The organism is Anaerolineales bacterium (assembly GCA_030583885.1).
GTDB lineage: Bacteria > Chloroflexota > Anaerolineae > Anaerolineales > Villigracilaceae > Villigracilis.
Genome location: CP129480.1, coordinates 3,535,436 through 3,549,730 on the forward strand (window position 1 = coordinate 3,535,436; position 14,295 = coordinate 3,549,730).

A 14,295-nucleotide genomic window follows, 5' to 3' on the forward strand; every position below is an offset into this window, starting at 1 on the left:
CTACGGGTATAATCCCACCATTCTACTTCAGGAATAACAATGAAAAAATACCTTCTTTTTACCGTCTTCATCTCCGGCATGACCACCCTCGGCGCGGAACTCACCGCAGGTCGCCTGATTGGCAACGTCTTCGGCACCAGCAACCTCGTCTGGGCCAGCATTATCGGCCTCATCCTCATCTACCTGGCCTTCGGCTACTTCCTCGGCGGCAAATGGGCGGATAAAGACCCGACTCCGCTCGCCATGTACCGTATCCTCGCCTGGGCAGCCTTTACCATCGGGCTCGTGCCGTATGCCGCCGTACCAGTCCTCAGGTCCGCTGCGGATGCGTTCGAGGCCTTGAGTGTCGGCATCATGGCCGGCTCCTTCGTCGCCGTGCTCGTGCTCTTCATCGTTCCCATCACCCTGCTTGGCACCATCTCTCCCTACGCCATCCGCCTCTCCATGGACGACACCGCCAGGTCGGGGCAGATCTCCGGGCAGATCTACGCCATCTCCACGCTCGGCTCGTTCATCGGCACCTTCCTGCCCACGCTCATCTTTATCCCCACCATCGGCACGCGCCTGACCTTCGTATTGCTCGGCATGACTCTCTTGATCGTTGCACTGGTCGGGCTTGCCCGTTTTGCAAGCCGGCGTGAAATGCTCAAACTCATCTGGATGCCCATCCTGCTCGCGCTGATCGCGGTCCTGTTTTCCAGTTCCGCGCTTAAGCAAAATACCGGGCAGGTCTACGAAGCCGAGTCGGCCTACAACTACATTCAAGTGCAGGAGGTCAACGGCTATACGCTTCTGCGCCTCAACGATGGGCAGGGCGTGCATTCCATTTATCATCCCGACGTTTTGTATTTCAACGGTCCGTGGGAGCAATTTTTGGTCGGACCCTATTTCTACGCAGACCGCTCACCGGATGAAATAACCAGCATGGCAATCGTCGGTCTCGCTGCGGGTACGGCGGCGCGTCAGGCGACCGCTGTTTATGGCGATGACATCCAAATTGACGGGTTCGAGATCGACGGCAAAATTATCGAAGTTGGGCGAACATATTTCGATATGAACCTGCCAAACCTGAATGTCATTGTCGGCGACGGCAGGCTGGGCCTGGATCGCAGTCCGGTCACATATGATATCATCGCCATCGATGCGTATCGTCCGCCGTACATCCCCCCGCACATGACCACCCTCGAATTCTTCGAGATCTGCGCCTCGCACCTCGCCGACGACGGGGTGCTGACCCTCAACGTTGGCTCCACCCCCGGCGACCGCCGCCTCATCGATGGTCTCGCCACCACCATGGCCCAGCTCTTCCCCACCATCCACATCATGGACATCCCCGCCACGCTCAACACCATGATCTTCGCCACCAAACAGCCCACCACACGCGAAGCCTTCTCGGATAACATGATCCGCCTCGCGCAGGATTCCAGCCTCGACCCCGTGCTGGTGATAACGATGGCGTCCACCTTTACCCATCTCCAACCCGGCTACGAAACCACCACCGTCTTCACCGACGACCTCGCCCCCATCGAATGGATCGTCAATAACATGGTTGTCAACTTCGTCCTCGAGGGCGGCCTGGAGTTTTTACAGTAACGGCACATGTCATTGCGAGCCGCGCGTTTGCATTTTACGGCGACGTGTGCCACGAAGTGGTAAGCAATCCTCACATATTTTGAGATTGCCTCTTGAAGACTCGCAACGACATATTGATAAGAAATTAAGAAATTATGAAACCCACCCTTTCCCACCTCACCTCCCTGCTCACTCCCCTCGCATTGACCGGACTTGCCCTGCGTATCCTGCTCACACCGCTGTATTACACCGTGGAATACAGCATGCCCTACTTCCCCGCAGACGAATACGGCTTCACAAAGGAAGACCGCCTTCAATGGGCACCCTACGCCGTGGAATATCTGGTCAATGACGAAGAAATTTCCTACCTTGGCAGCCTGCAATTCGAGGACGGCAGTCCGCTGTACAACGAACGCGAACTCAGGCACATGGAGGATGTCAAGGACGTGGCGCGGGGCGCATTGCACATCTGGTATGTCACTCTTGCGCTTCTTGCCCTGTTCGCCGCTCTGGCATGGAAGGGGAACTGGCTTCCCGAATATCGCAACGGTCTGCGCCGCGGCGGCTGGTGGATGATCGGGCTGGCACTCGCGCTTGCCGCGATTGCGGGCACGGGCATCCTGCTTAATCCCGATATTTTCTGGTCCTTCTTTACCGCCTTCCACACCCTCTTCTTCGAAGGCGACTCCTGGCTCTTCTATTATTCGGACACCCTCATCCGTCTCTTCCCCATCCGCTTCTGGCAGGATGCGGTCCTTTGGGCGGCGGTCATCGCCCTGGGTGGCGGCTTGGGGCTGGCACTGGGAATAAAGAGACCGTGAACGACCCAATTAACCAACTTTGTGCTATAATCCGCGCCATGATGTTAAAGCAAATCCATTTCGCCAACAACAATAATAACGATAATGACGATCCCTGTATCGTTGGGCGAAGCCTTGCTGGTTGACAAAAATTGAAGTCAAACCAAATCGCCCGACGCGAATGCGAAGGGCGATTTATTTTATCTACATTCTTAACCACAAAGGACACAAAGGTGGGACGAGCGCTCGTAGTGAAGATTCTCCGATGATTTTCTTCGTGTCCCTTCGTGCCCTTCGTGGTAAATAGAATTCGGAGGCGCAAGTTATGTATAGAACTCATTTATGCGGAGAATTACGAGCCGGCCACGCGGGACAGACCATCACGCTCTCGGGCTGGGTGAATCGACGCCGCGATCACGGCGGGGTGGCTTTCTTTGACCTGCGTGACCGTGCAGGCATCGTCCAAATTACCATCAATCCCGACCTTCCCAAAGAAATGCTTGACCTTGTTGCAGATATCCGCAATGAATGGGTGTTACAGATCGAAGGCGTGGTGCAAAAGCGCCCGGAAGGGATGGCAAATCCCAAAATGACGACAGGCGAAATCGAGGTCATTGCTAAAAATGTGACGGTTCTCAACGCTTCGAAGACTCCGCCGTTCATGGTCAACACGGACAACGATCTGCCCGACGAGAACATGCGCCTCAAATACCGTTACATCGACCTGCGCCGCGAACGCCTGACGAAGAACATGGTGCTGCGCCACAAGGTCATCAAGTTCATGCGCGACTATCTTGATGAACAAGGCTTCATCGAAATCGAGACACCGATCATGTTCAAGGCGACTCCCGAAGGTGCACGCGACTACCTTGTGCCTTCCCGTATCTATCCGGGACAGTTCTACGCCCTGCCCCAATCACCCCAGCAATTGAAGCAGTTGCTCATGGTGGCAGGCATGGATAAGTACTTCCAGATCGCACGCTGTTTCCGCGACGAAGACCTGCGCGGCGACCGTCAGCCTGAGTTCACGCAGCTCGACCTTGAAATGTCCTATGTTCATCGCGATGATGTCTTGGGGCTGGTGGAAGACCTCTTCACCAAAATGATCCCCGCCGTTGCACCGCACAAGAAGTTGTATTCGACACCATGGCCCAAGTTCTCCTACAAAGAAGTTATGGAAAATTATGGCACCGACAAACCCGATCTGCGCTTCGGCATGGAGTTGGTCGACGTCAGCGAAGTTTTCGCCAAAAGTGAGTTCAAAGTGTTCCAGTCTGCTTTAGCGGCTGGCGGAGTCATCAAGTGCATCGTCGCGCCGAAATCTGCGGACATGTCTCGCAAAGAAATCGATGCGCTCACGGAAGTGGCGAAGTCTTTCGGGGCGAAGGGAATGCCCACGTTGGGCTTCACAGCCGAGGGTGTGAAAGGAAGCGCGGCAAAGTTTGTGACGCCGGAAGAAGCCGAAGCGTTGAAATCCAAAACGGGAGCAGGAGTCGGCGATCTGATCGTCTTCGCATCCGACGCGCGCGCGGTTGCCAACAAAGTTCTCGGCGGATTACGTCTTTGGTTCCGCGATACATTGGATCTGGCGGATAAGGACATGATGGCGTTTGCATGGGTTGTGGACTTCCCGTTCTTTGCGTGGAACGAGGAGGAACAGAAATGGGAATCGGAACATCACCCCTTCACCATGCCGAAAATGGACGACCTGCCCAAGTTCGAAACGGACCCGGGCGCGGTGATGTCCGATGCGTACGACATGGTTTGTAACGGATACGAAACCGCTTCAGGCTCGATCCGTATTCACCGCCGCGACATTCAGATGAAGATGTTCCAAATGCTCGGTTTGAGCGACGAGGAAATTCAGGCGAAGTTCGGTCACATGCTCGAGGCGTTCGAGTACGGCGCTCCCCCGCACGGCGGCATGGCGCCTGGCATTGACCGTTTGGTCATGCTGTTGGCGGACGAGCCCAACATCCGCGAAGTGATCGCCTTCCCCAAGAACCAGAACGGGCGCGATGTGATGGCGGATGCGCCGTCGGAAGTTGAACCGAAGCAGTTAAAAGAATTGCATATTAAGTTTGAATAACAAGTGCCATCGGTGGTTGAGTAGTGGCGCCACGCTGAACGGAGAGACAGCGAAGTCGAAGCGTGAGCGCCACGAATCGAAACCACAAATTTCAAGGAAACCTGTAATTTTATACTTGCCTTCCATTGTTGGTCTCGATACGGGCGGGACAAGCACCCGCCCTACTCGACCAACGGAGTGTTTATAAAATGACAAATATCATCGACACCAAAACAGTTCAACACATCGCTTACCTCGTCCGTCTCGGAATCTCCGAAGAGGAAGCACAAAAATTCAGCGGACAGTTCTCCTCCATCATTGACTACTTCAACATGCTCAACGAAGTGGACACGGAGAACGTCCCGCCTGCGTCGGACATTGCCAACGCCGAGAACGTGCTGCGCGAGGACGTGGTCAAACCATCCATGAGCCGCGAAGAATTTCTCAAGAACGCGCCGCAATCTGAGCGCGGATATGTCAAAGTGCCTACTGTTCTAGGCGACGAATAAATCTCACCGCGGAGACGCAGAGAGCGCAGAGTTTTTTGTTTGCTCCTCTCCGCGAACTCCACGCCTCTGCGGTAAAAAAAAAACTATGCAACTAACCAACCTCACCATCCGAGAAGCCCACGAACTTCTCACCACCAAAAAAATTTCATCCGTCGAGCTGACGCAAGCCATACTCGACCGCATCCACGAAGTGGATAAAAAGGTCAAGTCTTATGTCACGGTCACGGACGACCTTGCGCTGGAACAAGCAAAGCAAGCCGATGAGCGCATCGCCAAAGACGAGAACGTCACCCCGCTGACAGGCATCCCCTTCTCGATGAAGGATTGCATCTCCACGCGGGATGTCCGCACTACGTGTTCATCGAAAATCCTTGAGAACTACGTTCCGCAGTACAACGCCACCGTCACAAAAAAACTCGCGGACGCGGGCGCTGTTCTCGTCGGCAAGACCAACATGGACGAGTTCGGCATGGGCTCCTCCTGTGAAAACTCAGCGTTCTTCAACACCCACAACCCGTGGGATTTGGATCACGTCCCTGGCGGTTCGAGCGGAGGTTCTGCCGCGGCGATGTCGGCGAGTCTCGCCACGTTCACCATCGGTGAAGACACAGGCGGCTCCGTCCGCATGCCCGCGGGTTTTTGCAACGTCACAGGCATCAAGCCAACTTATGGACGTGTCTCACGCTATGGTCTTATTGCTCTCGTTTCTTCTTTTGACTCCATCGGACCCATGTCCCGCGATGCCTACGACTGCGCGACTGTCCTTGAACACATCGCAGGTCACGACCCACACGACAGCACCACCTACAACTCGCCCGTCCCGAATTACACCGCGAACATCAACAAGCCCGTCAAAGGGATGAAGCTCGGCATCCCGAAAGAATATTTCGTCGCAGGTATGGAAGCAGGTGTTGAGTCCGCGCTGCAAGAATCGATTTGTCAGTTTGAAAAACTCGGCATGGAGATTCACGAAGTCTCGCTCCCCCACACCAAGTACGGTCTGCCCGTTTATTATCTTTTGCTTTTTGCTGAAGCCAGCGCCAACCTCGCCCGCATGGACGGCACGCGTTTCGGTCTCTCTGTTTCGGATGGCGCGAAGGATGTCATCGACATCTATCTCAAGACCCGCCAGGAAGGATTCGGCGATGAGGTCAAGCGCAGGATCATGCTTGGCGCGTACGCCCTCTCAGCGGGATACTATGACGCGTATTATTTGAAGGCGCAAAAAGTGCGCACGCTTCTTCGTCGGGACTTTGAAACTGCTTTTGCCTCCGTGGACCTTCTCCTCGCCCCAACCTGTCCCACCACCGCCTTCAAACTCGGCGAAAAGACCAGTGATCCGCTCGAAATGTACCTCTCCGATATTTACGTTGTTGCGACAAATCCTGCGGGCGTCCCTGCCATTGCACTCCCCGCTGGCTTCTCCAACAACATGCCCGTCGGGATGCAACTCATCGGCAAGCATTTGGATGAGTCAACCCTATTCCAAGTCGCGCATGCCTACCAGCAAGTGACCGATTGGCATAAGCAGCAACCAAATTTATGAGCGTCACGATCATCAGTATCTTGTCGGGAATAACAGGCATGTTCGGGTGGGGACTGTATGATTTTCTGGGCGGCGTCTTCGCCAAACAGATCGGACCTTACAAATCGTTTTTTTGGTCACAGTTGGCTGGGTTGGCATCGATGCTTTTACTCGCCATTCTAATGATCCCCAGTATGGATGTCCCTTCAGGTGTGATGTTCTTGTTTTCCGTTGCGGCACTTCTTTACTCGGCTGGTTATTTGTTCTTCTTCAAAGGCTTTGAGATTGGCAACATGTCCATCGTTGCCGCCACCATGAACCTGTGGGCAGTGTTCACCATGCTGTTCGCCTTCACCTTCATGGGACAGCGCCTCTCCCCCAGCCAAACCATCGGCGTCCTGATGATCCTTGCAGGGGTGACGCTCGCATCCCTGAACTGGAGTGAGATCCAACAGCGCAGGTTTCAACTTTCTTCAGGGGTCAGGGAAGCCATGATGGGAGCCTTTTTCTTCGGCATTTACTGGAATGTCAGCGAGCTCATCGTCGAAGAGGTCGGATGGCTGGTCAGCACAGTATTGATCAAACTTGGTATCGTTGTTTTTATGCTCCTCTTTTCCATCTTTTCCAAACGCGGGATGGGGCTGGCAGGCACCACTACAAAAACCAGATCCGCCATCTTCATCATGGGTATGATTGAGGCAGGTGCGGTTGCCGTTGTCAATTATGGATTGACGATCGGAGATGCGATACTGATCACCCCCATCGCCTCCGCTTTGTCGATTGTGACCATTGTATTGGCGATCATTTTTCTTAAAGATAAAATCACCAAGCCACAAGGACTTGGAATTGCAACAGCAGTCGCTGGTATCGTCATTACAGGCTTCTAAATTGCCAGATTACATTGGATTTTCGTACACGTAAAAAATGTAATCCTGATACTTCGTGTCCACACCCAGATCGTGCAAGGCACGCAAAAGTTGAGCGCGATGATCGGTGGCATGATTGGCAACATGTAGAAGAACCTGCCAAACGATCAAGTCCTTGTCCTCTTCGGGATCGGTGATCGGCTTGGAAAATAATTGTTCGTCCTTTAAGGCAGCAAGATAAGCGCGGACTTTGTCCTCCACCTTATCCCAGTGAGCGCGGATGGCATCGCGGTCATCAGCAGTGACAATCTCAGGCAATGGATCGCCAGGTTGAGCGCCGCGCAACTCGCTGATCCACACATCCTCCGCATCGATGAGGTGGATAAGTTGCTCCCGAATTGACCCGCGCGAGTAATCCGCTTTCTGGGTGAACTGCTCAAAGGTCAATGATGTAATATGATCTAAGACCTTGCGGTTCTCGGCGAAGTGATAGTTATAAAAATGACGAAAGGCTTCTGCATTCATGGTAAGCACTCCTTTGGCTGAACTTGGAACATTATAGCACAGACGTTCTACAAAAACATGACTTGCCAGCAAACCATTCACGAACTGACCCAAACCATCATTTCTTCCAAAAGAACTGTACCTCTACGCGTCGGCATTGACGGCATCGACGCGGCAGGCAAGACCTCACTGGCAAATGAACTTGCGGATGAACTCAAAAATCTTGGACACCCCGTTCTACGCGCATCTATTGATGGATTCCATAACCCAAAGGAAATCCGCCGCCAACGTGGAAGCCTCTCGCCTGAAGGCTATTATTATGACTCGTTCAATTACAACTTGCTGACCACACACCTGCTTCAGCCGCTTGAACCGCAAGGGAATCGCCGAATTCGCCTGAGCGCCTTCGACTTCAAGACCGAGCAGGAAACCGCCGCAGAAGAACAGACCGCCACAAACGATCACATCCTTATTTTTGAAGGCGTGTTCTTATTCCGCCCTGAACTCATTCGTTATTGGGATGTGAAATTTTTCGTCGAGATCGGCTTTGAAACCAGTCTCAACCGCGCCCTTGAACGTGACCAGTATCTATTCGGGAGCAAGGGAGAGATCGAAAAACGCTATAACGAACGCTACATCCCTGGGCAAAAGATATACTTGGAAGCAGAACATCCGCAAGAAAAAGCAGATATTGTCATCGACAACAACGATTTTATGAACCCTGCCATTATTTCAAACTAATCAACTACGAGACTATTCAACTATGAAACTAACCTACGAACCCGTCATCGGACTTGAAATTCACGGCGAACTGCTCACGAACTCCAAAATGTTCTGCGGCTGTTCCGCAGATTATGGCTCCGCGCCGGAACCGAACACCAACATCTGCCCAACCTGCACGGGGTTGCCGGGTGCCATGCCCGTCGTCAACAAGAAGGCGACGGAACTTGCCGCGCTGGTCGGCCTCGCGTTGAACTGTTCCATCAACAAGCACAACACCTTTGCGCGCAAAAATTATTATTACCCCGACCTGCCCAAGGGCTATCAAATCTCGCAATACGAATTGCCGATTGCAGAAAAAGGCTGGCTCGAAGTCAATGCCGATGGTGAGAGTCAACTCAAAGTGAGAGTGAGGCGGGTTCACATCGAAGAAGATACAGCGAAATTGAGCCACGAAAAAAATTATGCGTTGGTCGATTTCAATCGCGCAGGCGTCCCCCTGCTTGAGATCGTTTCCGAGCCTGATATGCGGGCAGTCGAAGCCGCGCTCGATTACGCCACGAAGGTCCGCGCCATTTTGCGTTACCTCGGCGTGAACTCGGGCGACATGGAAAAAGGCGTGCTGCGTTTCGAGGCGAACATTTCTGTGCGCCCCATTGGCAGTGATGAATTTAGAACGAGAACCGAAATAAAAAATCTCAACAGTTTCCGCGCGCTCGTCCGCGCTTCGCAATATGAGATCGAACGCCAGATTCAAATTTACGAATCGGGCGGCACGGTCGTGCAGGAAACTCTCGGCTGGGACGATGTTCGGGGCGTGACGACCAGCCAACGGTCGAAGGAAGAGGCGCACGATTATCGCTACTTCCCCGAGCCCGACCTTCCTCCCCTTCAATTATCGGATGCATGGATCGAGTCGATTCGGACTCGACTGCCTGAACTGCCCGAAGCAAAGACCGCCCGCTTCATTTCAGAATTTGGCTTGACTCCGTCCGAGGCACGTTTTCTCACCTCTGACCTTGCTCTCGCGGACTACTTCGAGAGCGTGGTTGCGAAATCGAAAAGCCCTGCGAAAACAATCCACTCGTGGATCGCGGGTGAGTTCATGCGTTACCTGAACGACTCAGGTTTGAGCATTGACGATGTGACCCTCGCCCCCGAAACGCTCGCCAAACTGATCGACATGGTGACCGACAAGACCATCGGCGCCAGCGCAGGCAAGACCGTGCTGACCGAACTCTTCAACGCGAAGCGCGGCGGCGACCCGGCGCAGATCGTCAAGGAAAAAAATCTATTGCAGTTGACCGACGTCAACGCCATTCAAGAGATCGTGACGAAGATCTTGAACGACAACCCCAAAGAAGTGGACGAGTACAACGCAGGCAAAGAGACCTTGTTCCAGTGGCTTATGGGGCAGGTTGCACGAGCAACGAAAGGCAAAGCCGACCCGAACGTGGCGAAGGAGTTGATGGTGAAAGGGTTGGAGGAGAGGAAGAAGTAACCGCTCAATTCATGTCACCCTGAGCCAAAGCCCCGAAGAACCGCATGGACTCTCGCGCATCGGGAGAACGGACCGACGCATTGCGAGGTTGAATCATATTTTGAGGTGGATGGATAAGTATTTGAAGTAGGGAAAGATTAGGTGACAGTCATCTTGGAGATGACTGTCACCTTTTGTAAGCCAACACAAACGTGGCGAAGGAGTTGATGGATAAAGGATAGGAAGAGCAGAAGAAGTGTTTTTTCAAACAAATCTAAAGATTTATTTTTATCATAAGGAAATAAGGGTCTTATGCAAATTATCTATTTTGTTTCAAGATATCAGAAGCCCTATTTATTTCACGGTCAAAATAATCCAATCGATTTTCAATTTCCAATATTTCATATCTGTATTTTTTTATAGATTTACGAATTAACCAAAAATAAATTAGAGAAAAAATAATACCACTACCTACTACAATATATCCAGTATTGATTTTCGCACTATCACTAATAATAGCGTAGCATAGTACAGCAGCAGAACCAACAACAAATCCTATTAGTCCTATCCCGAAATACAAAGGCTTATTATCTCGGTTACCAAATTCTGTAATTTTTTTACGAGTTTCTGCAAGGTAAAGAACAGCTTCCTTCTCCATGAACTTTTTAGCATCTTGAGTTTCTTCTGAAGAAATAAGTTTGCCATGAAGTAATTTCTTGACTTCTTCTTGTCCGGCAATCAATATCTTTCGGTCTTCTTCTAGTTTTTTAACCGCCTTTTCGGTAGGATTCTTAATCTTTAATAGAAAAAAAGAAGAGACAAAAGATAGTAGCGCCGTGAAGGCTATAAGTATTAATTCAGGCGAACTTGGAAATATGCCCATAGGAAAATAATTTTACACTATACTTGTACAACAATTCTATACAAAACTAAGGGATTGTCATCTGCTATAATTAAAAAAATTATCTATTAAAGGAACTTTCTCTCATGGCTGAACACGTCAGCGTTTCAAAAATTTCAAACCATATCGGGCAGGACGTCATCCTCAAGGGCTGGGTCTACAACCGCACGGACAAAGGCAAGCTGTGCTTTTTGCTCGTCCGCGACGGTTCGGGCTTTGTGCAGTGCGTCGCCTTCAAAGGTGACCTGGAGTCCGAACTCTTCGAGACCATCTCCAAACTGCCGCAAGAATCGTCCGTGATTATCACGGGCGCGGTGCGTGAAGATAAGCGCGCGCCCGGCATCCCCGGCGGCTACGAAGTCGGCATCAAGGATTTGCAGGTTGTCCAAGCCGCGGATATTGATTATCCGATGGCGCTCAAAGACCACGGTCCCGATTTTGCGCTCGACCATCGTCACCTGTGGATTCGGATGCAAAGCCAATGGGCGATTTTGAAAGTACGCGTGCGCGTCATGTCCGCGGTGCGCGAGTATTTGGACGGTCACGGCTTCTTCAACCTCGACACCCCCATCCTGACCCCCGCCGCCGCCGAAGGGACAACCACCCTCTTCGAAACCGAATATTTCGACGAAGGTTCTGCTTTCCTCGCGCAGACGGGTCAACTTTACAACGAAGCCAATATCTTCGCGTTTGGAAAAGTCTACTGTTTCGGTCCCACCTTCCGCGCGGAGAAGTCCAAGACGCGCCGCCACCTGACCGAGTTCTGGATGCTCGAACCCGAAATTGCTTTCTGCGACCTGGACGGGCTGATGGAAGTGGAAGAAGGACTCATCACCTACATCGTCCAAACCGTGCTGAAGGACTGTGCCACCGAGTTGAAATTCCTCGAGCGCGATGTGACCAAATTGGAGAATGTCGCCGGCCCCTTCCCGCGCATGTCGTATGACGATGCGGTAAAACACCTGATCGAACTCTACGAAAAAGAGGCCGACCCCGAACGCAAGGAACTGCTCAAATTCGAATGGGGCATGGACTTCGGCGCTCCGCACGAGGCCGAGCTGACGAAACTGCACGACAAGCCTGTTTTCGTGTACGGCTATCCATCTGCGGTGAAGGCTTTCTACATGGAGCCCTGGCCGGATCGCCCCGAAGTCTGCAAGTCTGTGGATCTGCTTGCGCCGGAAGGCTACGGCGAGATCTGCGGCGGCTCCGAGCGCATTTCCGACCATGATGCCCTGCTGGCGAGAATCAAAAAAGAGGGTCTGCCAGAGGAAGCCTTCAAATGGTATTTGGAACTGCGGAAATTCGGCTCGGTCCCTCACTCGGGGTTCGGCATGGGCGTGGAACGGGTCACGGCGTGGCTGTGCGGCATCGAGCACATCCGCGAGGCAATTCCCTTTCCAAGGACGATCAAGAGGGTGTATCCATAACAGGAAACAGGATCAGGCACCAGTACAGAAAGAGGCGTAAAAAAACCGCGACGGAAATCCGTCGCGGTTTTTTTCATCAGGGTGATTTTCTGAAAACGACAACCAAGCAAGGGTAGCATAAATCTTTCAGAAAATCAATGGCTTTATTAATAGTGATATTTAATTTTTGTCTACCATTGCACCAACCTTTATGGTATAAAAAATGCATCCCTGCTGTGCGCGTGATATTGCCTTCACGTTTTGAGCCAACACCTTTTAAAAGGTCTCTTATTTTGAAGAAATAACGCGATAGGCCCGAGCCAAGGCGGCGTTTCCCAATACGAGACCACCTGCGCAAGCAGGTTCAAAACCCAGCAGTACACGGCATAAGCGGGGTCTCGCCAACACGGACGGAATGTTCCATGAACATTCCGTCCTTCCATTAACTCTGGTGTACCGCGATCGCGGCGCACAACCCGGATTCAAATGCGCCCTGGATCCAGGCGTGAGAAAGCGAGGCATGCTCACCTGCAAAATGGATGCGCCCCTCCGGCCTGACAATTTCATCGTGGAGCAGCGTCTGCTGGCCCGGGTCGAAAAGGGCGAACGCGCCCCCCGCAAATGGATCATCGTGCCACATATGCGAGGCGCCCGCTTCAAACTCCGCGACGATCTGGGGATGGATCTCTGCGACATTTTCCAGCGCCTGTTCGATCCGCTCGTGCGGCGGAAGCGAGCCCCAGCGCTGGGCGTCCTCAGACCAGGTGTAGCTGGCAAGCAGAATTCCACGGCCGGTTTCCTGACCATAATTCGTATAAAACAGGTTGCGGATGGCAAGGTCTGTGACCGTGCCGCCGCCGAAAATGCCTTCGTCCGTCTCCCAGAATCGGCGGCGCGTCTGGAAGAATATTTTGGCGGAGGCATCATAATGCAGCTGGCGGATGGCGCGCTGTTTGGCGCGCGAGAACGGTTTGAGCACTTCAATATGGCGCAGGACCGGGAACGGCACCGTGATGATCGCATAATCCGCGCGCATCTCAAAGCGGCCGGAGGCGGTCCGGTAATGGATGACAGCCTCCTCGGGAGTCTGATCGATGGCAACCATCCTTGCGCCGTATCGGATATGCGGGGATAGCGCGGGCAAAAACGCATGGGACAGGTTATCCATCCCGCCGGCAATCTGGCACATGTTCGTGTAATAATTGCCGCCGTCCTCGCGGAACAATTCAAGGAAGGACGAGTTCATGACCGCCTCCTGATTGTTCAACAGCCCGAACATCTCGATCATTCCTTCAGACCAGCGATTCAGTTCGAGGAATTCGCGCACGGAATACTGGTCGTATTCCGCATAGATCTGTTCCCAGCCCGCCTCGCCCTCCTTCTCCACCTTTTCCACCAACGGTCGGATGGCCTGCTCCCAATAGTCGCCTGAGATCTTCCCCTTTTCCGTGGCGGATGTATCAAATCCAAGCGCTTCCGGGTTCGCCTGTACTTCCGCCATGCGGCGTTTGATCCCGCCTATGAACACATAAGCCTGGGGATTTCCCATCACGAAATCGATGGTCTTCAATCCGAATTTTTCGATATACGCCATCGCCAATTCGTGCGAGCGGGGAATCCGCATGGCACCGGCCTCCCCGTATAACCCCTGTGCAAAGGGTTCGCGCAGGGTGTAGATCCTGCCTCCAATGCGGTGCTGCGCCTCGAGGATGTGCACTTCATGCCCGGCCTGTAACAGCTCATAGCCCGCGGAGAGGCCGGCCAGCCCGGCGCCAACAATCACCACTTTTTTCGGCTTTTCAGATTTATAGCTCTTTGCTATCCCGCGCCTGACAACGTCAACATATTCTTTTAAGGTATGTTCTGATTTCATGCCGCCTCCAATAAATATTTGCGCTCATCTTAGCAACAAGCCACATAAATTGCAATCACCAATTTGGC

The 14,295-nt window shown here is 52.7% G+C and carries 12 protein-coding genes and 1 other RNA gene; 10 read left to right on the forward strand and 3 right to left on the reverse strand.

Features of this window, described 5'->3' with window-relative positions; translation table 11 throughout:
* Positions 1–39: 39 nt before the first annotated feature.
* From QY332_17750 to QY332_17775, 6 genes are all read left to right on the forward strand, one after another.
* On the forward strand, positions 40–1,593 hold the full coding sequence (locus QY332_17750) for a fused MFS/spermidine synthase (GenBank protein WKZ35459.1): 1,554 nt from the start codon (positions 40–42) through the stop codon (positions 1,591–1,593).
* Positions 1,594–1,727: 134 nt separating this feature from the next.
* Positions 1,728–2,393, forward strand: a complete 666-nt coding sequence (locus QY332_17755; protein ID WKZ35460.1) for a TIGR01906 family membrane protein — start codon at positions 1,728–1,730, stop codon at positions 2,391–2,393.
* Positions 2,394–2,697: 304 nt separating this feature from the next.
* Positions 2,698–4,461, forward strand: a complete 1,764-nt coding sequence (aspS, locus tag QY332_17760; GenBank protein ID WKZ35461.1) for an aspartate--tRNA ligase — start codon at positions 2,698–2,700, stop codon at positions 4,459–4,461.
* 188 nt (positions 4,462–4,649) lie between these two features.
* Positions 4,650–4,949, forward strand: coding sequence for an Asp-tRNA(Asn)/Glu-tRNA(Gln) amidotransferase subunit GatC (gene gatC, locus QY332_17765; GenBank protein WKZ35462.1), 300 nt, complete (start codon positions 4,650–4,652; stop codon positions 4,947–4,949).
* Between the two features lie 85 nt (positions 4,950–5,034).
* Positions 5,035–6,495, forward strand: a complete 1,461-nt coding sequence (gene gatA, locus QY332_17770; GenBank protein WKZ35463.1) for an Asp-tRNA(Asn)/Glu-tRNA(Gln) amidotransferase subunit GatA — start codon at positions 5,035–5,037, stop codon at positions 6,493–6,495.
* Positions 6,492–7,361, forward strand: a complete 870-nt coding sequence (locus tag QY332_17775; GenBank protein WKZ35464.1) for a DMT family transporter — start codon at positions 6,492–6,494, stop codon at positions 7,359–7,361. Before gatA ends, QY332_17775 begins: the two co-directional genes overlap by 4 nt.
* Before the next feature lie 9 nt (positions 7,362–7,370).
* Here the strand turns inward: QY332_17775 and QY332_17780 are convergent, their stop codons facing one another.
* The gene (locus tag QY332_17780) at positions 7,371–7,865 is read right to left on the reverse strand and encodes a DinB family protein (GenBank protein ID WKZ35465.1); all 495 of its coding nucleotides are present in this window, start codon (positions 7,863–7,865) and stop codon (positions 7,371–7,373) included.
* Positions 7,866–7,922: 57 nt separating this feature from the next.
* Here QY332_17780 and QY332_17785 point away from each other — a divergent pair, with 57 nt between their 5' ends.
* Together QY332_17785 and gatB are read left to right on the forward strand one after the other, a co-directional pair.
* Positions 7,923–8,585: a hypothetical protein gene (locus tag QY332_17785; GenBank protein WKZ35466.1), complete on the forward strand. Its 663-nt coding sequence runs from the start codon at positions 7,923–7,925 to the stop codon at positions 8,583–8,585.
* 22 nt (positions 8,586–8,607) lie between these two features.
* Positions 8,608–10,065, forward strand: coding sequence for an Asp-tRNA(Asn)/Glu-tRNA(Gln) amidotransferase subunit GatB (gene gatB, locus QY332_17790; protein WKZ35467.1), 1,458 nt, complete (start codon positions 8,608–8,610; stop codon positions 10,063–10,065).
* Positions 10,066–10,363: 298 nt separating this feature from the next.
* On the opposite strand, the gene QY332_17795 is transcribed toward gatB, so the two are convergent.
* Complete coding sequence (locus QY332_17795; protein ID WKZ35468.1) at positions 10,364–10,927, reverse strand: hypothetical protein; 564 nt, start codon at positions 10,925–10,927, stop codon at positions 10,364–10,366.
* Between the two features lie 104 nt (positions 10,928–11,031).
* Here QY332_17795 and asnS point away from each other — a divergent pair, with 104 nt between their 5' ends.
* Positions 11,032–12,375, forward strand: coding sequence for an asparagine--tRNA ligase (gene asnS, locus QY332_17800; GenBank protein WKZ35469.1), 1,344 nt, complete (start codon positions 11,032–11,034; stop codon positions 12,373–12,375).
* 204 nt (positions 12,376–12,579) lie between these two features.
* Positions 12,580–12,754: non-coding RNA, 6S RNA (gene ssrS, locus QY332_17805), on the forward strand.
* A gap of 42 nt (positions 12,755–12,796) precedes the next feature.
* On the opposite strand, the gene QY332_17810 is transcribed toward ssrS, so the two are convergent.
* Positions 12,797–14,227, reverse strand: a complete 1,431-nt coding sequence (locus tag QY332_17810) for a flavin monoamine oxidase family protein (protein ID WKZ35470.1) — start codon at positions 14,225–14,227, stop codon at positions 12,797–12,799.
* Positions 14,228–14,295 lie beyond the last annotated feature (68 nt).

Coding starts and splice junctions, on each gene's coding strand:
- QY332_17795 (WKZ35468.1), bottom strand. CDS start 10,927: ATGGGCATATTTCCAAGTTCGCCTGAATTAATACTTATAGCCTTCACG.
- gatA (WKZ35463.1), top strand. CDS start 5,035: ATGCAACTAACCAACCTCACCATCCGAGAAGCCCACGAACTTCTCACC.
- QY332_17755 (WKZ35460.1), top strand. CDS start 1,728: ATGAAACCCACCCTTTCCCACCTCACCTCCCTGCTCACTCCCCTCGCA.
- QY332_17750 (WKZ35459.1), top strand. CDS start 40: ATGAAAAAATACCTTCTTTTTACCGTCTTCATCTCCGGCATGACCACC.
- QY332_17775 (WKZ35464.1), top strand. CDS start 6,492: ATGAGCGTCACGATCATCAGTATCTTGTCGGGAATAACAGGCATGTTC.
- aspS (WKZ35461.1), top strand. CDS start 2,698: ATGTATAGAACTCATTTATGCGGAGAATTACGAGCCGGCCACGCGGGA.
- asnS (WKZ35469.1), top strand. CDS start 11,032: ATGGCTGAACACGTCAGCGTTTCAAAAATTTCAAACCATATCGGGCAG.
- QY332_17780 (WKZ35465.1), bottom strand. CDS start 7,865: ATGAATGCAGAAGCCTTTCGTCATTTTTATAACTATCACTTCGCCGAG.
- gatC (WKZ35462.1), top strand. CDS start 4,650: ATGACAAATATCATCGACACCAAAACAGTTCAACACATCGCTTACCTC.
- gatB (WKZ35467.1), top strand. CDS start 8,608: ATGAAACTAACCTACGAACCCGTCATCGGACTTGAAATTCACGGCGAA.
- QY332_17785 (WKZ35466.1), top strand. CDS start 7,923: ATGACTTGCCAGCAAACCATTCACGAACTGACCCAAACCATCATTTCT.
- QY332_17810 (WKZ35470.1), bottom strand. CDS start 14,227: ATGAAATCAGAACATACCTTAAAAGAATATGTTGACGTTGTCAGGCGC.